The organism is Bradyrhizobium sp. HKCCYLRH3099 (assembly GCF_051167855.1).
Taxonomy (GTDB): domain Bacteria; phylum Pseudomonadota; class Alphaproteobacteria; order Rhizobiales; family Xanthobacteraceae; genus Bradyrhizobium.
Genome location: NZ_JBNPTW010000003.1, coordinates 1 through 19,619, shown reverse-complemented (window position 1 = coordinate 19,619; position 19,619 = coordinate 1). Strand labels below are relative to the sequence as shown.

Sequence of the window (19,619 nt, the reverse complement as noted above, 5' to 3'; positions counted from 1 at the left end):
CACTTCTATCCCTCACGCGGCGCGCTCCATGGAAAAGTCGGTCGTCTTCAACGGCAAGCTCCTGCCCTACCTGCTGCTGGCGCCGCAGCTCGCGATCACGCTGATCTTCTTCTACTGGCCGGCCAGCCAGGCAATCTGGCAGTCGTTCCTGCGCGAGGACGCCTTCGGCCTCAATTCCGAATTCGTCGGGTTCGAGAACTACCAGGCGCTGTTCGCCCAGCCGGAATATTACACCGCCATCGGCACGACCGTGGTGTTCTCCTCGCTGGTCACCGTGCTGTCGCTCGGCGTCGCGCTGCTGTTCGCGACGCAGGCCGACAAGAACCTCAAGGGCGCCTCCGCCTACAAGACGCTGATGATCTGGCCCTACGCGGTCGCGCCGGCGATCGCCGGCGTGCTGTGGTTCTTCATCTTCCACCCGACGCTCGGCACCCTGGCGCGACCGCTGCGCGTGATGGGCTTCAATTGGAACCCGATGCTCGACGGCACCCACGCCATGATCCTCGTCGTGATGGCCGCGGTCTGGAAGCAGGTCGCCTACAACTTCCTGTTCTTCCTCGCGGGCCTGCAGGCGATCCCCAAGAGCGTGATCGAGGCCGGCGCGATCGACGGTGCGGGTCCGCTGCGCCGGTTCTGGACCATCATCTTCCCGCTGCTGTCGCCGACCACCTTCTTCCTGCTCGTCGTCAACATCGTCTACGTATTCTTCGAGACCTTCGGCATTATCGACGCGGTCACCGCCGGCGGCCCGGCCGGCTCGACCACCACGATGGTCTACAAGGTGTTCGCCGACGGCCGGCTCGGCGGCGATCTCGGCGGCTCCGCCGCGCAATCGGTCGTGCTGATGGTGATCGTGATCGCGCTGACCGCGATCCAGTTCCGCTACGTCGAGCGCAAGGTGCAGTACTGATGGTCGAGCATCGCCCGCTCCGGGACCTCGTCGCCTACATCGTGCTCTCGCTGGGCGTACTGATCTTCGCCTTCCCGGTCTACGTCGCCTTCATCGCCTCGACCTATGACGCTGCGACCGTCGTCAGCGGCAACCTGCCGCTCACGCCGGGCGGCCGCATGCTGGAGAACTACTATCGCGCCGTGTTCGTCGGCGGCTCGCGCTTCATGAACCAGCCCGTCGGCGTGCTGCTCGCGAACTCCTTCGTCACCGCGATCGGCATCGCCGTCGGCAAGATCATCATCTCGATCCTGTCGGCGTTCGCGATCGTCTATTTCCGTTTTCCGTTCCGCAAGACCGCGTTCTGGATCATCTTCATCACCCTGATGCTGCCGGTCGAGGTGCGCATCTATCCGACCTACAAGGTCGTCGCCGACCTGCGCATGCTCGACACCTATGCGGGCCTGATCCTGCCGCTGATCGCCTCGGCCACAGGCACCCTGCTGTTCCGCCAGTTTTTCATGACCGTCCCCGACGAGCTGCTCGAAGCCTCGCGCATCGACGGCGCGGGTCCTCTGCGATTCTTCTGGGACACGCTGCTGCCGCTGTCGATGACGACGGTGGCGGCGCTGTTCGTGATCCAGTTCATCTATGGCTGGAACCAGTATCTCTGGCCGCTGCTGATCACCACCAAGGATTCGATGCAGACCATCGTGATCGGCATCAAGAAGATGCTGACCACCACCGACGAGCTCGCCGAATGGCAGCTCGCGATGGCGACCGCCGTGCTGGCCATGCTGCCGCCGGTCGCCGTCGTCGTCTTCATGCAGCGCCTGTTCGTGAAGGGCCTCGTGGAGACGGAAAAGTGAAGAGGAGGCGAATGGCGAAGTGCGAGTGGCGAATAGGGATATTCGCCCGACGGTTCGCTTCAGCCCCTTCCCTATTCGCTACCCCCTATTCGCCATTCGCTTCCAGGTAACCCATGGCCAACGTCACGCTCCGCAACATCCGCAAGATCTATCCCGGCGGATTCGAGGCCATCAAAGGCGTCGACATCGAGGTCGGCGACGGCCAATTCTGCGTGCTCGTCGGTCCCTCCGGCTGCGGCAAGTCGACGCTGTTGCGCATGGTCGCCGGCCTGGAGACGATTTCTTCCGGCGAGATCGACATCGGCGGCCGCGTCGTCAACGCGATCGAGCCGGCCGAGCGCGACATCGCGATGGTGTTCCAGAACTACGCGCTCTACCCGCACATGACCGTCTACAACAACATGGCCTATGGCTTGCGCAATCGCCGCATGCCGGAGACCGAGATCAAGACGCGGGTCGAGGACGCCGCACGAATTCTCGAACTCGGCACCATGCTGCAGCGGAAGCCGCGCCAGCTCTCCGGCGGCCAGCGCCAGCGCGTCGCGATGGGCCGCGCGATCGTACGCCAGCCGAAAGTGTTCCTGTTCGACGAGCCGCTGTCGAATCTCGACGCCAAGCTGCGCATCGCGATGCGGGTCGAGATCCGCAAGCTGCAGCGCCGGCTCAACACCACGGCCATTTATGTCACCCACGACCAGCTCGAGGCGATGACGCTCGCCGACATCCTGGTGGTGATGAACGGCGGCAAGGTCGAGCAGATCGGAAATCCGCTCGACATCTATCAGAGGCCCGCGACGACCTTCGTCGCTTCCTTCATCGGCGCGCCGCCGATGAACCTGATGCCGCTGGATGGCCTTCGCCGCCAGTTGCACGGCGCCGACGCCGTCCCGGCCGAGGCCGGCCAGCTCGGCATCCGTCCCGAGGATTTCGAGCTCGGCGAGACCGTGCCCGCCGGTGGTGTCGGGCTCGACCTGCGCGTCGACGCGATCGAGCATGTCGGCGCCGAGACCTATGTCTACGGGTCGCGGCAGGACACGGACGGCGATGACCGGCTGACCGCGACCGCCAACGACGTCATCGTGCGGCTGCCCGGCGTCACGGCGCCGGAGATCGGCGCCAGGATCCGCGCCGTGGCGCCTAGGGCCAAGCTGCATCTGTTCTCGGCCGATGGGCGGCAGAGGCTGCCGGTTTAAGCCCTTCCACAGACAGGCCGATTCCCTGACATCCCGGCGCTTGAACGCGCCCGGGATCGTGCCCATATTGCTGCTCAAGGGATGCCATCAGGGTCCCGAAACGTCAAAGTCGCTTCGAGAGGACTTTGTAAACCATGTCTCGTGTTCCTTCGCTCTCCAGTCCGTTTCTGCTGGGCTTCGACGAGATCGAGCGCGTGCTCGACCGCGTCGTCAAAGGTGCCGACGGGTATCCGCCGTACAATATCGAGCGGTTCGAACGCACCAATGGCCAGCCCGAGCGCCTTCGGATCACGCTGGCGGTGGCGGGTTTCACCCGCGACCAACTCGATGTCACCATTGAGGAAAACCAGCTCGTCATCCGCGGCCGTCAGCAGGACGACAAGACCCGGCAATACATTCATCGCGGCATCGCCGCGCGCCACTTCCAGCGCACCTTCGTGCTGGCGGAGGGAATGCATGTGCTTGGTGCGGACCTGAAGAACGGGCTGTTGTCGGTCGATCTCGCCAGGCCCGAGCCTGAGCGTATCGTTAAGACAATCGCTATCAATGAACACGAATAATGGTTTGATGGAACGAGTAGCGGACTCGACCGCTTGAGTCTCAGAAGGAGTCGAGACCATGACTGGTAATGTTGCGTCTGAATCGAGCGTCTCCCCGGAGTCGCTGGCGACCTTGGGCGAGGGTCACATCGCCTATGTGAAGCAGATCCGCTCCGAAGACGTGCCGGGCCTGTTTCCGCAAGCACCGCGCATCGCGCCGGGCCTGAAGCTGTTCGCCTTGCATGCCGCCGACGGCACGCCGATCATGCTCACCGACAGCCGCGAAGCCGCGATTGCGAATGCATGGAGCCACGAGCTCCAGGCCGTGAGCGTGCACTAGGAAAAGCCGGCCGCGCGCGGTCGCAACGACGGCGTCTTGTGAGACCCATGCAGCTCATGCACTGATTCAAGGGCTGCCCTCTGCGAAGAGGGCGGCCTTTTTTCCGACCATGGAGAGCCTCTGCTGGACATCCCTCGATGACCCCAGTGATGACGCCGCTCACGTCAGCCGAATTGGCGGCACAGCCTGCGCTCGCGGCCACGCTGCTCGCGCTCAACAACACCCATGCTGCCGAGCTCTCATGGCTGACCCCGCAGGCGTTCGCCCGGCTGATCGATCAGGCCTGGCGTGCGCAGCGAATCGGGACGGCGGATGCGCTGCTGATCGCGCTGGACGAGACTGCCGACTACGACAGCCCCAACTATCGCTGGTTCCGGGCGCGCTACGACCGATTCGTCTATGTCGACCGGATCGTGGTGGCGCAGACGGCACGCGGCCAGGGGCTCGCACGGATGCTCTACGCGCAGTTGATTCGTGACGCTGGGTCCGCGGGGCATCGGCGTATCGTCTGCGAGGTCAATGTCGACCCGCCCAACCCGCAGTCTGATTCGTTTCACGCCGCGCTGGGTTTCGAGCCGGTGGCGACAGCCAGCATACATAGCGGCGCCAAGACGGTCCGCTACATGGTGAGATCAGTGGCGAGATCATTGGACCGGTCGGGGAACGACTGAGCGGCCCCTCAAAGCGGATTCGAGAAATTTGTCTCTATCGATGTCCCGAGCAGCCGCATTTACAAGCCGACACCATCTGAAGCGAGTTAGACCGAAGCTGTCCAATCCTTAAGTTGTCCCTCCCGCGGGAGGCGCTAGTCCATACGCGACGAGCAAGCCGGGGGATGACGATGGATGGATCAGCGCTCGACACGGGCGTTTATCGGGAACTCGCGCGCGGGACCGTACCCAATCAGCACGTTTTCCTGGACAGTCCTCAGCCAGGGCCGAGCCCATACTACGTGATCTGCAACAGCGTGCCCAAGGCGGGGACGTACCTGCTGGTCGAACTCGTCAAAGCGCTGGGCGGTCATGTCGACGTCGGCTACCACACCTACACGTCATCGATCAGCAAGCTGAATCCGGATGGCTCGCTTGATCAGGGACGCGCGCTTCCGGCGCCGCTCTGGACGTCGGCCCTCAGGCCCGGTTACTTCTGCGCCTCGCATACCGAGTACTGTCCGTATCTCGAGCAATATCTGCTGGGCCGGCCGGAACACAAGATGCTGTTCATCGTCCGCGATCCCCGCGATATCGTCGTGAGCTGGGTGGACTTCGTCTACCACTCGGCTGCCTACCCGAAGATGCGGAAGTTGAACGCCTACCGACGCATGGCCGGAGCGGCGGCCTATCCCGATGATGCCTCGCGAATCACATCGACCCTCCTCTCGTGGCCAGGATCGGGTATCAGGAATTTCATCAGCTGGCTGGACTCGCCCGCCTGCCTGACCGTGAGGTTCGAAGAGCTTTATGCGGAGCTCGCGGGCGGCGAGATGGCGACGTCGCCGTCTCCGGTCCTGCACCGGATTTGCGACTATCTGGGTCTTCCACGCAAGACGGCCGCGGAGCTCGATGTGCTCGGCCGTGGTCTCACGTCGTCAGGGCGCGATCGGAAGGTCGGCATCTACACCGAGCGCATGATGCCGCAGCATCTCGACCTGCTCCGCAGCGAGGACTTCCAGGAGCTTGTCGTCGAGTTCGGCTATGAGCCGACACCACCGCCCAAGCCCGTGCGAGCGATCGGCCTCGGTACCGCGCGAAGGCTTGCTGGCCGGCTGTCGCGGTCGCTGCGGCGCGCCCTGAGATGACGTCAGGCCGCCGAGGCCGGCGGCAGGGCCAGCACCGAATAGATCGCCTGGGCATCGCGCGACGCCCGCAGCTTCTTGGCGACGTCCTGATCGCGCAGCAGGCGGGCGATCCGCGCCAGGGCCTTCAAATGATCGGCGCCGGCGCCCTCGGGGGCGAGCAGCAGGAAGACGAGATCGACCGGCTGGCCGTCCATGGCCTCGAAATCGATCGGCCGCTCCAGCCTGGCGAACAGGCCGAACAGCTTCTCCAGCTTCGGCAGCTTGCCGTGGGGAATCGCGACGCCGTAGCCGACGGCCGTGGTTCCGAGCTTCTCCCGCTGCAGCAGCACCTCGAACACGCTGCGCTCGTTCTGCCCGGTCAGCGCAGCCGCACGCGCCGCCAGTTCCTGGAGCGCCTGCTTCTTGCTGATGACCTTCAAAGCCGGCAGGATCGCCTCGGGTGCGACCAGATCGGTAATCGGCATAGGGCGTTCCGAGGTGATTGAACCGTCAGTGTGCGAAATAGGTCGGGACAGACCGGCGTCAAGAAGCTGAGGCGGCAGGCGGGCTTAACCCGTGTCCGATGCGGGGGCTTCTACCCCAACGCAACGGCGGTGCCAACTCCCGCAAGCATGTTCCCCCGGCCTATCCTTAAGATCGCCGAGCGTGGCGGTCTGAAGGCGCCAACGCCCGGCCGCCCGTTTCGCCGCCGTGGCGTGGCGTCGCAAGCCCCGGTCAAGCACCTGACCGGGAACCCGTTTTCGCTCCGCTGACGGGCCGGGTCACCCGTACGATTACGGCTTCACGGCGGGCGGATCGACCCAGCCGATATTCCCGTCGGCGCGACGGTAGATGATGTTCACCCGGCCGCTCGAACCGTGCTGAAACACCATGCAGGGCGCGCCGGAGAGGTCGAGCTCCAGGACGGCTTCCGACACCGACAGGCGCTTCAGCGCCGTGGTGTTCTCGGCGATGATGACGGGATTGTAGCCGGTGATCTCCTCGTCGCCCTCGGCGGGCGCCTCGATCACATAGCTCGGCGCATCCAGCACCTCGCCGTCGAGCCCGGCCAGCGCGGCGTTGGCCGCATGCGTCTTGCGCGCGGAGCGGTCCTTCAACCTGCTCTTGTAGCGGCGCAGCCGCTTTTCGATCATCAGCAGCGCCTGATCGGCGCTGGCATAGGCGTCCGCAGCGTTCGATTCGGCCTCGAGCGTGATTCCGGAATCGAGATGCAGGGCGCAATCGGTCTTGAACCCGAAGCCGTCCTTGGAGAGCGTGACGTGGCCGGAATAATTGCCGTCGAAGTATTTGCGTAAGACCTCGTCGGTGCGCTCGCTGACGCGGCCGCGCAGCGCTTCGCTGACGCTGATGCTTTTTCCGGAAATCCGCAGGGTCATGTGTCGCCTCGATTCATGTGAACCGATGACGACACTAAGCCTATTTGGTTAAGGCGCAATCGCGCGGCACGGTCAAACTGACGCGGTATCCCGGGTCCGGTCGGCAAGGGCCGGCGACGACATCGCATGCGCCAGCATGCTCTGCTTGTCCCGTCGGCGCTGAACCGAGGACGGGATCCGCATCGCCTCCCGGTATTTCGCGACCGTGCGGCGCGCGATGTCGATCCCGGCGGCGCGCAGCTTCTCGACGATGGTATCGTCGGAGAGAATTGCGGAGGGATCTTCCGCATCGATCAGCTGCTTGATGTGATGCCGCACCGCCTCAGCCGAATGCGCCTCGCCGCCATCGGCCGACGCGATCGAGGCGGTGAAGAAATATTTCAGCTCGAAGGTGCCGCGATTGGTCGCCATGTATTTGTTGGCGGTGACGCGCGACACCGTCGATTCGTGCATCTGGATCGCGTCCGCGACGGCCTTCAGGTTCAACGGGCGCAGATGCGCGACGCCATGGGTGAAGAAGCCGTCCTGCTGGCGCACGATCTCGGTTGCCACCTTCAGGATGGTGCGCGCGCGCTGGTCGAGCGCGCGGACCAGCCACGTCGCATTCTGCAGGCAGTCGGTGAAGTAGGACTTGTCGCCGTCCTTGCGGATCGTCTTCGACAGCTCGGAGTAATAGACCTGATTCACCAGGACGCGCGGCAGCGTGTCGCTGTTGAGTTCGACCAGCCAGCCGCCGTCGGGACCCGGACGCACATAGACGTCGGGCACCATGGTCTGGGTGCGCGTGGTGCCGAACTTCAGGCCGGGCTTCGGATCGAGCCTGCGGATCTCGCCGATCATGTCGACGAGGTCCTCGTCATCGACGCCGCACAGCTTGCGCAGGGCGGCGAAGTCGCGCTTCGCCAGGAGATCGAGATGCTCGATCAGCGCCTGCATCGCCGGATCGTAGCGGTCGAGCTCGCGCAGCTGGATCGCGAGACATTCGCTCAAATTGCGCGCGCAGATGCCGGGCGGGTCGAAGGTTTGCAGCACGCCCAAGACAGCATCGACATCGGCCTGCTCGGCGCCGAGCCGGTCGGCCGCCTGGCCGAGATCGGCCGGCAGATAGCCGGCCTCGTCGACGAGATCGATCAGATATTGGCCGATCATGCGGTCGGCCGGCGAGACGAAGGCCACCGCGGCCTGCTCCGCGAGATGATCCGACAGCGTGGTCTCGGCGGCGACGAAGGCTTCGAGATTGTAGTCCTCGTCACCGGAGGCGCCGCCGCCCCATTCGGTGTAGGTCGTCGGCGCGGCGTCCTGCGCATTGCGCGCCGCCGCTTCCGCAGGTTCTTCAGAAAAGACGTTTTCGAGGCCGGAATCGAGCGTCTGTTCGATCTCCGTACGCGTGCCGAGATCGCGGCTCATCCAGTCTTCGGGGGCGCTCTCATAGCTCTCGCCGGCAGAGCTGCCGCCGTCGCCGAAATCCTCGCCACCGGCTTCCCCGCCCTCGGAGAATTCACTGCGCTCGGCCATCTGCTGCTCGCCGGCGACCGGCGCTTCCGGACCGTCGCTCGCGCGCTCCAGCAGCGGATTGCGCTCCAGCTCCTCTTCAACGAATGTGGAGAGGTCGAGATTGGACAGCTGCAGCAGCTTGATCGCCTGCATCAGCTGCGGCGTCATCACCAGCGACTGTGACTGGCGGAATTCTAATCTCTGCGTCAACGCCATGGGAGCAAGAACATTCCCTTACTGGTCCAATTCTTGCTTATCCTAATCTGCGCGCGATGTACACGGCTTGACGAATAAGAAAAACGGAGTATGGCGCGCCTGACAAGACGAGGTTACCGGCCCTCGGGAGCCGAACGGAAACAGCGTGAATTGCAGCATTTCCGTCGCCTGTCACACCCGCGACAATACCGACGACAAAGCCGACAAAGACCGCGTCCGGTATCCTACAGCCTGAACTCCTCGCCGAGATAGAGCCTTCGCACGTCGGGATCGGCGACGATCTCCTCGGGGCTGCCTTCGGTGAGAATCTGCCCGGCATAGACGATGTAGGCGCGGTCGGTCAGGCCCAGCGTCTCGCGGACGTTATGGTCGGTGATGAGCACGCCGATGCCGCGATTGGTGAGATGGCGCACCAGTTGCTGAATGTCGCCGACCGCGATCGGATCGATGCCGGCGAACGGCTCGTCGAGCAGCATGTAGTTCGGGCGCGTGGCGAGCGCGCGCGCGATCTCGACGCGGCGGCGCTCACCGCCGGACAGCGCGATCGACGGCGACTTGCGCAGCCGCGTGATGGTGAATTCCTCGAGCAGCGCATCGAGCTCGCGCTCGCGCTTCTTGCGCGAGGGCTCGACCACTTCGAGCACGGCGCGGATGTTCTGCTCGACCGTGAGGCCGCGGAAGATCGAGGCCTCCTGCGGCAGATAGCCGATGCCGAGCCTTGCGCGCTGATACATCGGCAGCCGCGTGACGTCGTGGCCGTCGAGCTCGATGGCGCCGCGATCGGCCTTGATCAGCCCGGTGATCATGTAGAACACGGTGGTCTTGCCGGCGCCGTTCGGCCCGAGCAATCCGACCGCCTCGCCGCGGCGGACATAGATCGACACGCCGCGCACGACCTGGCGGCTGCCAAAGCTCTTCTCGATCGAATGCACCGCCAGGAATCCGGGACGGCGCAACAGCTGCACACCGCCGCCCGTACCGTTGCTGCGCGGCTTGGCGGGCACCGGCTGCGAGGCCGGCCGTTTGCGCTGGATCTGCTCGGTGTTCTGCGGCGAGCGCGGATTGATGCGCATCGCCGGCTGCTGCTCGTTACGCGCGGACTCATTGCGGACGGAGTCGGCGAGCGCGGCCAGGGGATCGTCGACCTGCGAGGGATTGAACGGATCGTCCATGGCCGTGATGTCGTCGCGCCGCCGCACCGAGCCACGCTGGCCGCGCTTGGCGGGACGCCCACGAAACATGCCGAGTAGATCCACCATCCCCGCTTCGCTTACGCCCTTCGAAGCTGCCCGTCACCGGCCGCAGCGCTGGCTCGCCCGCTCACCGCGAGCGAACGCATGTCACCTCACCCGCGGATCACACGAGCCGCGAGGCCGGCCAAAGCGCGAGCAACGCCCGCGCTCCGGAGTTCATCGTTTGACGGCGAAGTCGCGGTCGCGAGAGCAGGCGACCGATCGCAAGATCGCAATCGTGTCCGGCATCACCCGCCGCGGTCCAGGCAGCGGCGTCGAGATACGCCAACTGTACCGTCCTGCAACAGAATCCGCCGACCGCTAGATAGAGGCGCTTGCGGCAGGGTTCAACTGCAGCCGCGAGCGTTCCGGTAAATAATTGAGATCACTCAGTTTGTGATCACTCGGCTTTAGGATCACTTGGGTTTGCCTGGACCGAGCTGGAGCGGCGGGGCAGACCCGGCGCCCGAGGCTGTCGACGGACCGCATCCGCCGCCGGTGCCCGAGCCTGAGCCCGCATTCGGCAGCAGCACTTGCACGCCGCGGCCGCCGTCGGATTCGACCCGCGACACGCCGGTCGTCATGTCCACGGTCAGGCGGTCGCCGCGCATGACGTTCTTGCACTGGGTCATGACCACGCCGCCCTGCATCGTGATCATGTTGGTCTTGGTGTCGTAGACCGCGGTCTCGCCGGTGACGACCTGGTCCTTCTGGGTCACCTTGACGTCGCCGCGCGCCTCCATGCGGCGAATGGCGGAGCTGCCCTCCGGTCCGGGCGCGGCGGCCGGCGCCGCCTTGGCCGGCTTGGCGCCGCCCTGCTGGGCGCCGCCGTCATAGAACACCACCAGGGACTTCGAGGTCATGGTGGTGTCGCCTTGCACGACCTTCACATTGCCGGAGAAGGTCGCCTCCTTCTTCTTGTCGCGCATCTCCAATGACGCCGCCTCGATCTGGATCGGCTGGTCGCGGTTCTGCGAGAAGCCCTGCATCGCGTTCGGCACGCCGGTGGTCGCACTCTGCGCCTGCGACGAATCGGCGAGGGCGAACAGCGCCAGTGCAGCGAAGCCGGCCGCGCGAAGGGCTGGAGACAAGGTGAGGCAGGTGGTCATCGGATCACTTCGTGTTACGGGCCGGACGGCCGGCGTCAGCGCTGGCCGTCGTGGCCGGAGCGGCATTCATGTTGTCGAGGTTCATCACCACATTGCCCTCGAAGCGGATGACCTCGCCATTCTCGGTGATGCGCAGCTTGTCCGCCGACAGGGTGCCGTTGGTGAGCTTGACGTCGACGCGCTCGTCCGAGCTCACGGTGCCCTTGGCCATGTCGACCGAGGCGCGGCTGAGGCGCGCCTCATAGCCGGTCGAGGTCGTCAGCAGGATGTCCTTTTTCAGTTCGAGCTGCTGCTGCTTGGTGTCGAACACGCCGGTATTGGCCTTGAGCGTCACCGTCGACTGATCCTCCATCAGCACCTTGGCGCGGAGGATGTTGAGCTCGACATGATTCGGATCGGTGAGGTCCTGCACCGCAGTCTGCGCGACCAGATCATACGGCCGCTGGTCCGGCGTGAAGCCGGTGAGATGCGGCGTCTCCATCGTGATCTTCCGGCCGGAGACGACGAGGTTGCCGGTGAGGTTGCCGGTATTGACGGTCACGCGAACATCATATGCGGCGTAGAAGAGAACGAGCATCGCCAGTCCGACCGCCGCCGGCACCGCCACCCGCAGCAGGCGCACGAAGCGGCTGTGGCGCGCCGCGACCGCGAAGCGCGCCTGCAGGGTTGGGTCGTAGACGGGGTTGTTGACCGAGTTCACCAGGGCTCCGACGGACGCAGAATGCGCGTGAAACAGCGCTCAGCCTACCATGGGCGGACGAACCATTGCAGCCTGGAACTGGCGCGAAATCGCGACGCAGGGCAGGGCGCGATCATTAAGAGACATTAATGATCCTGAACGCCCTGCCGACCTCAGGAATGCGCGAAGATGTCTTCCGCCTCGAATCCGCCCAGATCGAGGGTGGCCCGATGCGGCAGGAACGCGAAACAGGCCTGGGCCAGCGCCAGCCGCCCTTCCCGCGCCAGCATCACGTCGAGCTTCTCGCGCAGCGCATGCAGATGCAGCACGTCGGAGGCGGCGTAAGCAAGCTGCGGCTCGCTCAGGGTATCGGCGCCCCAATCGCTCGACTGCTGCTGCTTCGACAGATCAACATTGAGCAGTTCGCGGACGAGATCCTTCAGCCCATGGCGATCGGTGTAGGTGCGCGCCAGTCGCGAGGCGATCTTGGTGCAATACACAGGCTGCGGCATCACGCCGAACGTATGAAACAGTGTCGCGACGTCGAAGCGCGCGAAGTGGAAGATCTTGGTGATGTCGGGATTGCCGAGCAGCGCCTTGAGGTTCGGCGCGTCGGTGTGCCCCTTGGGGATCTGCACCACGTCGGCCGAGCCGTCGCCGGGCGACAGCTGCACGACGCAGAGACGGTCGCGGTGCGGATTGAGCCCCATCGTCTCGGTGTCGATCGCGACCGAGGTCGTGTAGCGGGACAGATCGGGCAGGTCGCCACGGTGCAGGCGGACGGTCATGGATGTCAAAACCTCGGTCGAATCGTGTCGGACGCGACGGGCCGAAGCGACGCCGCAGGAAGCGCTCAGACGCCGGCTGTAGCCCGGCGCCGGTAACCAACCGGCAAACGCGGGCGCCGGACCGCGAAATCTGCCGAGGGAATGCCAGCCCGGCCGCCTCGGCGCAAGGGCCGGACCGGACGCGCACTGCCCGCATCAGACACCCGCCGGCCGCATCGCCGCGGTTGTAGGGCGCGACGACCACCTCCGGCGAGAACAGGCGCGTCCCCCGTTTGCATCGCAGCAAAATCGTCGTTCGTCGATCGATGCAAGTCCTGCATTGATCGATGCCGCCTTTGGCTTGGACAGACAATGCCGGTCCCCCTAGGCACGACGATGGCGCTTGACTTCGCATCTGGAGTGGAGCGACCCAAGGCGGCCTGCAGTATCTGCCCACCAACGACACAATCACAGGAGGAAACCGAGATGAAGACACTGACCGGGATCATTGCGGCCGCCGTGCTGGCGGTGACGTCCCCCCTGGCGATCGCCCGCGACTTCCGCTCCGCCGACGTGCATCCCGCCGACTACCCGACCGTCGAAGCCGTCAAGTTCATGGGCAAGCAGCTCGCGGCCGCGAGCGGCGGCAAGCTCGGCGTCAAGGTGTTCCCGAACGGCGCGCTCGGCTCCGAGAAGGACACGATCGAGCAGCTCAAGATCGGCGCGCTCGACATGATGCGCATCAACTCCTCGCCGCTCAACAATTTCGTGCCCGAGACCGTGGCGCTGTGCCTGCCCTTCGTGTTCCGCGACACCCAGCACATGCGCAACGTGCTCGATGGCCCGATCGGCGACGAGATCCTCGCCGCCATGGAGCCGGCCGGCCTGATCGGCCTGGCCTATTACGACAGCGGCGCGCGCTCGATCTACACGGTCAAGGCGCCGGTCAAGTCGCTCGCCGACCTCAAGGGCCTCAAGATCCGCGTCCAGCAGTCCGATCTCTGGGTCGGCATGATCCAGAGCCTCGGCGCCAACCCGACCCCGATGCCCTATGGCGAGGTCTACACCGCGCTCAAGACCGGCCTGGTCGACGCCGCCGAGAACAACTGGCCGTCCTACGAATCCTCGCGCCATTTCGAGGCCGCCAAGTACTACAACATCACCGAGCACTCGCTCGCGCCGGAAGTCCTCGTGATGTCGAAGAAGGTCTGGGACACGCTCAGCAAGGAAGACCAGGCGATGGTCCGCAAGGCCGCCAAGGAGTCCGTGCCGGTCATGCGCAAGCTGTGGGACGAGCGCGAGCAGGCTTCCCGCAAGATCGTCGAAGCCGCCGGCGTCCAGGTCGTGACGGTCGCCAACAAGCAGGAATTCGTCGATGCGATGAAGCCGGTCTACCAGAAGTTCGCCGGCGACGAGAAGCTTTCGAGCCTCGTCAAGCGCATCCAGGACACGAAGTAAGCGACTTCGACGTCGCGACGTCAAAGTCGCGACGTCAACGACATCGACCAAGAACAACAAACAGAGATCCGGCGTCGCCATCAGGCGGCGCCGGAGCAAAGCCAGGGGAGGGACGGGAATGACGGACCCACATGTCGGCGACCACGAGCACGGGGAAGGACGGCCGTCGCGCGGCCCGCTGTCGCGGATCAACGCGGTCATCGCGCGGCTCGGCATGTATCTGTCCGTCGCCGGCCTGCTCGTCATCGTCACCATCGTCTTCTACCAGGTGTTCGGCCGCTACGTGCTCAACTCCAGCCCGACCTGGACCGAGAATCTGGCGCTGGTCCTGATCCTCTATGTCACCCTGATCGGCGCCGCCGTCGGCGTGCGCGACGCTGGACACATCGGGATGGACAGCCTTCTCGTGATGCTGCCGGACTCGACGCGCGAGAAGATCGAGCTCGTGATCCACGTGCTGGTCGCGCTGTTCGGCATCGCCATGGCCTATAACGGCTGGATCCTCGGTGCCTCCGTCGGCACCGTGAAGATCGCCAATCTCGGCCTGCCCGAGCTCGTCCGCTACATCCCGCTGGTCGTCTCCGGATTGCTGATCGTCTCCTTCTCCATCGAGCACATCATCGCCCTGCTGCGCGGTGAAGAGGTCGTCCCGTCATGGAACTGATCATTCTCGGCGCCACCTTCTTCGGCTTCCTCATCCTCGGCGTCCCCGTGGCGTTCGCGATCGGCCTCTCCGCCATCTGCACCATTCTCTACGAAGGCCTGCCGGTCGCCGTGATCTTCCAGCAGATGATGTCGGGGATGAACATCTTCTCGTTCCTCGCGATCCCGTTCTTCGTGTTCAGCGGCGAGCTGATGCTGCATGGCGGCGTCGCCGACAAGATCGTGCAGCTCGCCAAGAACCTCGTGGGCCACATCCGCGGCGGGCTGGGCATGTCCAACGTCGTCGCCTGCACGCTGTTCGGCGGCGTCTCCGGCTCGCCGGTCGCGGACGTCTCGGCGATGGGCGCGGTGATGATCCCGATGATGAAGAAGGAAGGCTTCGACACCGACTACGCCGTCAACGTCACCACCCACGCCTCGCTCGTCGGCGCGCTGATGCCGACCAGCCACAACATGATCATCTATGCGCTCGCCGCCGGCGGCAAGGTGTCGATCGGCGCGCTGATCGCGGCGGGCCTCCTGCCGGCGCTGGTGCTGATGGTCTGCATGCTGGTCGCGGCCTACGCCGTCGCCGTGAAGCGCGGCTATCCCGCCGGCAAGTTTCCCGGCTGGTCGGAAGTGTTCCGCTCGTTCGCCGCGGCGCTGCCCGGCCTGCTGATCGTCGGCATCATCCTCGCGGGCATCCTGTCCGGCGTCTTCACCGCCACGGAGTCCGCCGCCGTTGCGGTCACCTACACGATCCTGCTGACATTCTTCATCTACCGCACCATGACCCTGCAGAACTTCCTGCGAGCCGCGGCCAAGGCGGTGAAGACCACCGGCGTGGTGCTGCTGCTGATCGGCGTCTCCACGATGTTCCAGTATTTGATGGGACTCTACGAGGTCGCCGATTTCGCCGGCGACCTGATGAACAAGGTGTCGTCGCAGCCCTGGATGATCTTCCTCTTGATCAACATCATCCTGTTCCTGCTCGGCACCTTCATGGACATGGCGGCGACCATCCTGATCTGCACGCCCATTTTCCTGCCGATCGCGATGAAGGCCGGCATGGACCCGGTGCAGTTCGGCATGCTGATGCTGATCAACTGCGCGCTCGGCCTCAACACCCCGCCGGTCGGCACCACGCAATTCGTCGGCTGCGCCATCGGCGGCATCTCGGTCGGCGCCGTCATGCGCACCATCCTGCCGTTCTACGCCGCGCTGATCGCCGCGCTGATGTTCGTGACCTACGTCCCGGCGTTCTCGCTGTGGCTGCCGCGGCTGTTGATGGGGTATAAGGGATAGGTGAAACGCTGTCGCCGGCGTCGGCCGGCGAACCGCGCATGCGATGGTTTGCTGACAGCGACATCCTCACTCTCACCCTCCCCCGGAGAGCAGGGCTATCGCATATGGATATTCTAGACCGTCGCAGCAAACGATCCTGCACGTGAGTTACTCCGTCATGCCCGGGCTTGTCCCGGGCATCCACGTCGTTCTCAGCATGCCGGACGACGTGGATGGCCGGGACAAGCCCGGCCATGACGACGTGGAGAGAGACGAGCGCATAACCTCGATCGTCATATGCGCTGGACCTGCCCTCCAGGGGAGGGTCGCACAACATGCTCTGGGCCGGGACGACCGGCTGAGTGACGAAGTCGCCGCCGCCTCTCACTTCACGCAGGAGCGCGCGACGATGCCGATCTTGCGGCGGTCGCCGGCGAGGTCGAACTGCAGCCCCATCAGCAGCTCGGATCGACCTTGCCGAGCCCGTCATAGGAAAGCTCGATGCGCTTGGCCGCCTGCAGATCCGCCATGGTGGCGCCGACGATCTGGACGGAGGTCTGGGGCCCCTGCGGCGTGGCCTCCAGCGCCGCCAGCTTGAGCGGAAAACGGCGCTTGCCGGCGTCGCTGATCAGCTCGACCGCGCGCTCCGCCATGATGCCGCGCATCGTCGTCTCGAAATTGCTATCGTATTTCGAGTTCGGGATCATCGCCAGATAGACATGCGCAGTGTCGCCCTTGCAATACAGGCGATGGCGGAAGCTCGCGACGGTCGTCCGGCTCACGATCTCGACATAGGCGCCGCCGGCGCCGAACGGATGCGTCCGTGACAACGAACGAGACAATGAGATCGGCTGGCGAACGGCGATCCAGAGCCCGAGCGGGAGAATGCTACCTTCGGCAATCTGAGATCGCAGGGCTCGGCATCGCGGCCGCTCACCCGACAGCGACGCCCGCGTCGAACCTGCACCGTGCTCCCGACACGAATTCGAGTGACGATCGCGGTTCACTGTAACCGCGCGCTTGGAGCGAGGGCCATGAAGCAGCTGATCAGCCAGGTCGAGCACGAGCTGATGCAGGACGACCTGCTCATCCGTGTCGCCTCCGGCCTGTGCGGCGGCATGGTGACGCTGGTCGGCGTGCTGCTGCTGGTGGGCTTCGCGGCCCGCGGCGTCGAGCGGCTTCCCGGCGGCTGGCCGCTGGCGATGACGGTCGTCATCCTGGCCTTCGTCTTTGGCGTGCCGCTGCTGCTGCGCAGCGTGACCTCACGCCGCACCGCCCTCGGACGCGTCCTCGCCCGTCACGCCACGCTGGGCGCGCTGCGCCGGCCGGATGATGTCACGCTGTGGATCATGCTGCCGGCGATCGCGCTGACGGTGATGCTGCGCCGGCTGGGCGTCAGCGGCGAGGCGGAGACCGAGTAGTCGGCCGTTGCCCTGATCGCGGCAGATTCTTGGGTTTGCGATCCGCGTCGGCCCGGGTCACGGTCCGGCGCGCGGCGCCCTGCTCTCGATCCACATCCGCATCGCCGACATCACCAGCAGGTCGTTTACTCGATCGACACCGGCGAATATTCAGACGACTATTCCGAGCGTGCCTCCGCCAACCGGCAGCGCTGGCGACCATCGTCGAGATGGTCAGGGCCCAATGAAGAGGAACTTGCAATGGGCGCAATCGGATTCATCGGTTTGGGCGTCATGGGCGAGCCGATGTGCCGCAATCTCGCTCTCAAGTCCGGCGCCACGGTGCTCGGCTTCGATCGCGCGGATGCACCGCTGCAGCGATTAGCCCACGTCGGCGTCATCAGGGCCTCGTCACTCGCGGAGCTGGCGCGCGAGGCCGATGTGATCTTCATGGCGTTGCCGAGCGGCAAGCACGTCCAGGCCGTATGCGACGGCGACGACGGCCTGCTCCGTCACGTCGAGGCGCGTCACACCATCGTGGACCTCGGCACCTCGCCAGTGCAGGCCAGCCGGGACTTGGCCGCGCGTTTCGCGGCCAAGGGTGCCGCCTACGCCGATGCGCCGATCGCCCGCACCCGGCAGGCGGCCGAGGACGGCACCTTGAGCGTGATGGTGGGGGCCGATGCGGCGACGTTTGAAAGAGTGCGGCCGCTGATCGCGATGTTCGCGACCGACATCACCCATTGCGGCGGCGTCGGCGCCGGCCAGGTGGTGAAGATCCTCAACAACATGGTGCTGATGCAGACCGTGGTGGCGCTCGGCGAAGCGCTGGAGACCGCCAAGCGCGCCGGCCTCGATCCCACGCTGCTGTTCGAGACGCTGGCCAAAGGCTCGGCCGACAGCTTCGCGCTACGCAACCACGGCATGAAGGCGATGCTGCCCGACACATATCCCGAGCGCGCATTCTCGACCGAATATGCGCGCAAGGACATCGGCTATGCCCTCGATCTCGCCCGGTCCGTGCAGATCGACCTGCCCGGCGCGGAGCTTGCCGACCGGCGGCTCGGAGAGGCGATCGCGGCGGGGTATGGCGATCTGTATTGGCCGGTGCTGGCGCGCGTGATCGCGGCGTCACGCAAGACGTGACCTGTCCATCGGACTCTCCCGGCTGCCTTGGATTGGCGACTACGCCTGTGACGGCAACGGGTAACGGCATCTTCTGTTATCGATGCGCCGCTGGCGCATTCGGTGCAAACGGTGAGAGCCCATCCCGACCCCATCCGCGATGTACATACTCACGCCATCTAATAGATCCGGTCCTCAGCAGCCTGCCCAAGGCATTGATGCTCGCCAGGGTCATTGCGAGGAGCGAAGCGACGAAGCAATCCAGGGGCACACCCGGAGTCCTGGATTGCTTCGCTGCGCTCGCAATGACGGCGGAGCTATTAGCATGCCTCTCATGCACAAACTGCCCGTCGTGCCAGTCTGTCGCAGCATTAGGCCTTGTGTCGTCGGGCAAATCAGCTGCACATTTCCGCGCGTCCCTGCTGCCGCATGAGGGGCGTGTCGCGACCGTTACGAGACGTTGGCAGTGGGATGCGATGGGCGTGTGTCGTTGCAGCGTGAGCTAATCGCGCGGACGAACAAGGATGCACGCACGGTCAAGTCGCGCGGTCCTGATATCCCGATGCTGATATCAACTCATGTCGAGGCTTCGCCTCGCATGGGGATGGTGGCCAACAAGCCCGGCGCACCAGGGAGAACGCGAAGCAGCCGTTAAAACCGTTGCGCAGGGAGGGCCGGATGATCCGGCGCGTACCTGTGGTTCCTGCCGCCAGCATTTTTTCTCGCTGGCGGGCCATGGGTGCAGTCGGCACCCGGCTCTCCCTGCGCCCTCAGTGTTTTGGGGGCGAGACCATCGACAGAACTCGGGCGCGAGATGCGTCGCGAGGCTGAGGATGTTTGTCCGAGATCTTCCGGGCACAGGGCGCTGTTCGCGATGATGAGAATGATCCGCATGCAAGACGTCGATCATGACCGCAGACGCGTGACGCTCGGTCGTGACGCAATTGAGCCCGGCTCTCGCCGCGATGACGGTGCACTCCCCTCCCCCTTGCGGGGAGGGGTAGGGGGTGGGGGTCTCCGGGCGCTGACGCCGATGACGAGCGTCGTCACTTTCGAAGAAGATGAAGCGAGGCGCGCATCACTTGCAGCAGAGCGTGTGGACCCCCACCCCCAACCCCTCCCCGCAAGGGGGCTGTCCGATTCACACATCGCGAAGCCTCAGTCCCGTGCCGAACTTGATGCGTTCGAAGGCTTCGAGGCCGAGGCGCA

20 protein-coding genes are annotated in these 19,619 nt (G+C 65.0%); 12 read left to right on the top strand and 8 right to left on the bottom strand.

Translation table 11 applies throughout. From position 1 onward, the window contains the following. Window positions 1-28 precede the first annotated feature (28 nt). The 7 genes from ugpA to ACQR1Y_RS08400 all read left to right on the top strand — a co-directional run bounded on the left by ugpA (window position 29) and on the right by ACQR1Y_RS08400 (window position 5,628). Window positions 29-910, top strand: coding sequence for a sn-glycerol-3-phosphate ABC transporter permease UgpA (gene ugpA / locus ACQR1Y_RS08430; protein WP_434858021.1), 882 nt, complete (start codon window positions 29-31; stop codon window positions 908-910). After that, window positions 910-1,758 carry a sn-glycerol-3-phosphate ABC transporter permease UgpE gene (ugpE, locus tag ACQR1Y_RS08425; protein ID WP_434876320.1) on the top strand — a complete coding sequence of 283 codons (849 nt, stop codon included), beginning with the start codon at window positions 910-912 and terminating at the stop codon, window positions 1,756-1,758. The genes ugpA and ugpE overlap by 1 nt, the downstream gene beginning before the upstream one ends. Before the next feature lie 113 nt (window positions 1,759-1,871). Continuing rightward, entirely contained in the window at window positions 1,872-2,951 is a 1,080-nt protein-coding gene (locus ACQR1Y_RS08420) for a sn-glycerol-3-phosphate import ATP-binding protein UgpC (RefSeq protein WP_434876321.1), read from the top strand. Window positions 2,952-3,085: 134 nt separating this feature from the next. Further along, the gene (locus ACQR1Y_RS08415) at window positions 3,086-3,511 is read left to right on the top strand and encodes an Hsp20 family protein (protein WP_006613108.1); all 426 of its coding nucleotides are present in this window, start codon (window positions 3,086-3,088) and stop codon (window positions 3,509-3,511) included. 58 nt (window positions 3,512-3,569) lie between these two features. Then, on the top strand, window positions 3,570-3,830 hold the full coding sequence (locus ACQR1Y_RS08410) for a DUF1150 family protein (protein ID WP_434858018.1): 261 nt from the start codon (window positions 3,570-3,572) through the stop codon (window positions 3,828-3,830). Window positions 3,831-3,967: 137 nt separating this feature from the next. Further along, a complete protein-coding gene (locus tag ACQR1Y_RS08405; protein ID WP_434876322.1) occupies window positions 3,968-4,501 on the top strand; it encodes a GNAT family N-acetyltransferase in 534 nt (177 codons plus the stop codon). Window positions 4,502-4,665: 164 nt separating this feature from the next. Next, complete coding sequence (locus ACQR1Y_RS08400) at window positions 4,666-5,628, top strand: sulfotransferase domain-containing protein (RefSeq protein WP_434876323.1); 963 nt, start codon at window positions 4,666-4,668, stop codon at window positions 5,626-5,628. A gap of 2 nt (window positions 5,629-5,630) precedes the next feature. Here the strand turns inward: ACQR1Y_RS08400 and ptsN are convergent, their stop codons facing one another. From ptsN to ACQR1Y_RS08365, 7 genes are all read right to left on the bottom strand, one after another. After that, window positions 5,631-6,092, bottom strand: a complete 462-nt coding sequence (ptsN, locus tag ACQR1Y_RS08395; protein WP_011923380.1) for a PTS IIA-like nitrogen regulatory protein PtsN — start codon at window positions 6,090-6,092, stop codon at window positions 5,631-5,633. A 309-nt stretch (window positions 6,093-6,401) separates the two neighbouring features. Further along, window positions 6,402-7,004: a ribosome hibernation-promoting factor, HPF/YfiA family gene (gene hpf, locus ACQR1Y_RS08390; RefSeq protein WP_434876324.1), complete on the bottom strand. Its 603-nt coding sequence runs from the start codon at window positions 7,002-7,004 to the stop codon at window positions 6,402-6,404. Window positions 7,005-7,076: 72 nt separating this feature from the next. Next, complete coding sequence (gene rpoN, locus ACQR1Y_RS08385; RefSeq protein ID WP_434876325.1) at window positions 7,077-8,714, bottom strand: RNA polymerase factor sigma-54; 1,638 nt, start codon at window positions 8,712-8,714, stop codon at window positions 7,077-7,079. A 224-nt stretch (window positions 8,715-8,938) separates the two neighbouring features. Next, a complete protein-coding gene (lptB, locus tag ACQR1Y_RS08380) occupies window positions 8,939-9,973 on the bottom strand; it encodes an LPS export ABC transporter ATP-binding protein (protein WP_434876326.1) in 1,035 nt (344 codons plus the stop codon). A 389-nt stretch (window positions 9,974-10,362) separates the two neighbouring features. Next, entirely contained in the window at window positions 10,363-11,055 is a 693-nt protein-coding gene (locus ACQR1Y_RS08375; protein ID WP_434876327.1) for an LptA/OstA family protein, read from the bottom strand. A 4-nt stretch (window positions 11,056-11,059) separates the two neighbouring features. Then, window positions 11,060-11,755: an LPS export ABC transporter periplasmic protein LptC gene (gene lptC, locus ACQR1Y_RS08370; protein ID WP_434876328.1), complete on the bottom strand. Its 696-nt coding sequence runs from the start codon at window positions 11,753-11,755 to the stop codon at window positions 11,060-11,062. A gap of 152 nt (window positions 11,756-11,907) precedes the next feature. Then, window positions 11,908-12,522, bottom strand: a complete 615-nt coding sequence (locus ACQR1Y_RS08365) for a ribonuclease D (protein WP_434876329.1) — start codon at window positions 12,520-12,522, stop codon at window positions 11,908-11,910. Between the two features lie 465 nt (window positions 12,523-12,987). Here ACQR1Y_RS08365 and ACQR1Y_RS08360 point away from each other — a divergent pair, with 465 nt between their 5' ends. The 3 genes from ACQR1Y_RS08360 (at window position 12,988) to ACQR1Y_RS08350 (ending at window position 15,906) form a co-directional block, all read left to right on the top strand. Further along, a complete protein-coding gene (locus tag ACQR1Y_RS08360) occupies window positions 12,988-13,959 on the top strand; it encodes a TRAP transporter substrate-binding protein (RefSeq protein ID WP_434858009.1) in 972 nt (323 codons plus the stop codon). Between the two features lie 118 nt (window positions 13,960-14,077). Next, complete coding sequence (locus tag ACQR1Y_RS08355) at window positions 14,078-14,623, top strand: TRAP transporter small permease (protein WP_009026326.1); 546 nt, start codon at window positions 14,078-14,080, stop codon at window positions 14,621-14,623. Then, window positions 14,614-15,906, top strand: a complete 1,293-nt coding sequence (locus ACQR1Y_RS08350) for a TRAP transporter large permease (RefSeq protein ID WP_434858008.1) — start codon at window positions 14,614-14,616, stop codon at window positions 15,904-15,906. The genes ACQR1Y_RS08355 and ACQR1Y_RS08350 overlap by 10 nt, the downstream gene beginning before the upstream one ends. Before the next feature lie 434 nt (window positions 15,907-16,340). Here ACQR1Y_RS08350 and ACQR1Y_RS08345 read toward each other — a convergent pair whose 3' ends face one another. After that, the gene (locus tag ACQR1Y_RS08345; protein WP_434876330.1) at window positions 16,341-16,715 is read right to left on the bottom strand and encodes a hypothetical protein; all 375 of its coding nucleotides are present in this window, start codon (window positions 16,713-16,715) and stop codon (window positions 16,341-16,343) included. 204 nt (window positions 16,716-16,919) lie between these two features. On the opposite strand from ACQR1Y_RS08345, the gene ACQR1Y_RS08340 reads away from it, so the two are divergent. Together ACQR1Y_RS08340 and ACQR1Y_RS08335 are read left to right on the top strand one after the other, a co-directional pair. Further along, a complete protein-coding gene (locus tag ACQR1Y_RS08340; protein WP_434876331.1) occupies window positions 16,920-17,306 on the top strand; it encodes a hypothetical protein in 387 nt (128 codons plus the stop codon). A 12-nt stretch (window positions 17,307-17,318) separates the two neighbouring features. Beyond that, a complete protein-coding gene (locus ACQR1Y_RS08335) occupies window positions 17,319-18,431 on the top strand; it encodes an NAD(P)-dependent oxidoreductase (RefSeq protein ID WP_434894300.1) in 1,113 nt (370 codons plus the stop codon). Window positions 18,432-19,619: the final 1,188 nt, after the last annotated feature.

Bases quoted from the DNA above. Each gene is read 5' to 3' on its own strand.
- ACQR1Y_RS08415 (WP_006613108.1), top strand. From the start codon at position 3,086: ATGTCTCGTGTTCCTTCGCTCTCCAGTCCGTTTCTGCTGGGCTTCGAC.
- hpf (WP_434876324.1), bottom strand. From the start codon at position 7,004: ATGACCCTGCGGATTTCCGGAAAAAGCATCAGCGTCAGCGAAGCGCTG.
- ugpA (WP_434858021.1), top strand. From the start codon at position 29: ATGGAAAAGTCGGTCGTCTTCAACGGCAAGCTCCTGCCCTACCTGCTG.
- ACQR1Y_RS08420 (WP_434876321.1), top strand. From the start codon at position 1,872: ATGGCCAACGTCACGCTCCGCAACATCCGCAAGATCTATCCCGGCGGA.
- ACQR1Y_RS08350 (WP_434858008.1), top strand. From the start codon at position 14,614: ATGGAACTGATCATTCTCGGCGCCACCTTCTTCGGCTTCCTCATCCTC.
- ACQR1Y_RS08360 (WP_434858009.1), top strand. From the start codon at position 12,988: ATGAAGACACTGACCGGGATCATTGCGGCCGCCGTGCTGGCGGTGACG.
- ACQR1Y_RS08355 (WP_009026326.1), top strand. From the start codon at position 14,078: ATGACGGACCCACATGTCGGCGACCACGAGCACGGGGAAGGACGGCCG.
- ACQR1Y_RS08400 (WP_434876323.1), top strand. From the start codon at position 4,666: ATGACGATGGATGGATCAGCGCTCGACACGGGCGTTTATCGGGAACTC.
- ACQR1Y_RS08340 (WP_434876331.1), top strand. From the start codon at position 16,920: ATGAAGCAGCTGATCAGCCAGGTCGAGCACGAGCTGATGCAGGACGAC.
- ptsN (WP_011923380.1), bottom strand. From the start codon at position 6,092: ATGCCGATTACCGATCTGGTCGCACCCGAGGCGATCCTGCCGGCTTTG.
- ACQR1Y_RS08410 (WP_434858018.1), top strand. From the start codon at position 3,570: ATGACTGGTAATGTTGCGTCTGAATCGAGCGTCTCCCCGGAGTCGCTG.
- ACQR1Y_RS08375 (WP_434876327.1), bottom strand. From the start codon at position 11,055: ATGACCACCTGCCTCACCTTGTCTCCAGCCCTTCGCGCGGCCGGCTTC.
- ugpE (WP_434876320.1), top strand. From the start codon at position 910: ATGGTCGAGCATCGCCCGCTCCGGGACCTCGTCGCCTACATCGTGCTC.
- ACQR1Y_RS08405 (WP_434876322.1), top strand. From the start codon at position 3,968: ATGACCCCAGTGATGACGCCGCTCACGTCAGCCGAATTGGCGGCACAG.
- rpoN (WP_434876325.1), bottom strand. From the start codon at position 8,714: ATGGCGTTGACGCAGAGATTAGAATTCCGCCAGTCACAGTCGCTGGTG.
- lptB (WP_434876326.1), bottom strand. From the start codon at position 9,973: ATGGTGGATCTACTCGGCATGTTTCGTGGGCGTCCCGCCAAGCGCGGC.
- ACQR1Y_RS08365 (WP_434876329.1), bottom strand. From the start codon at position 12,522: ATGACCGTCCGCCTGCACCGTGGCGACCTGCCCGATCTGTCCCGCTAC.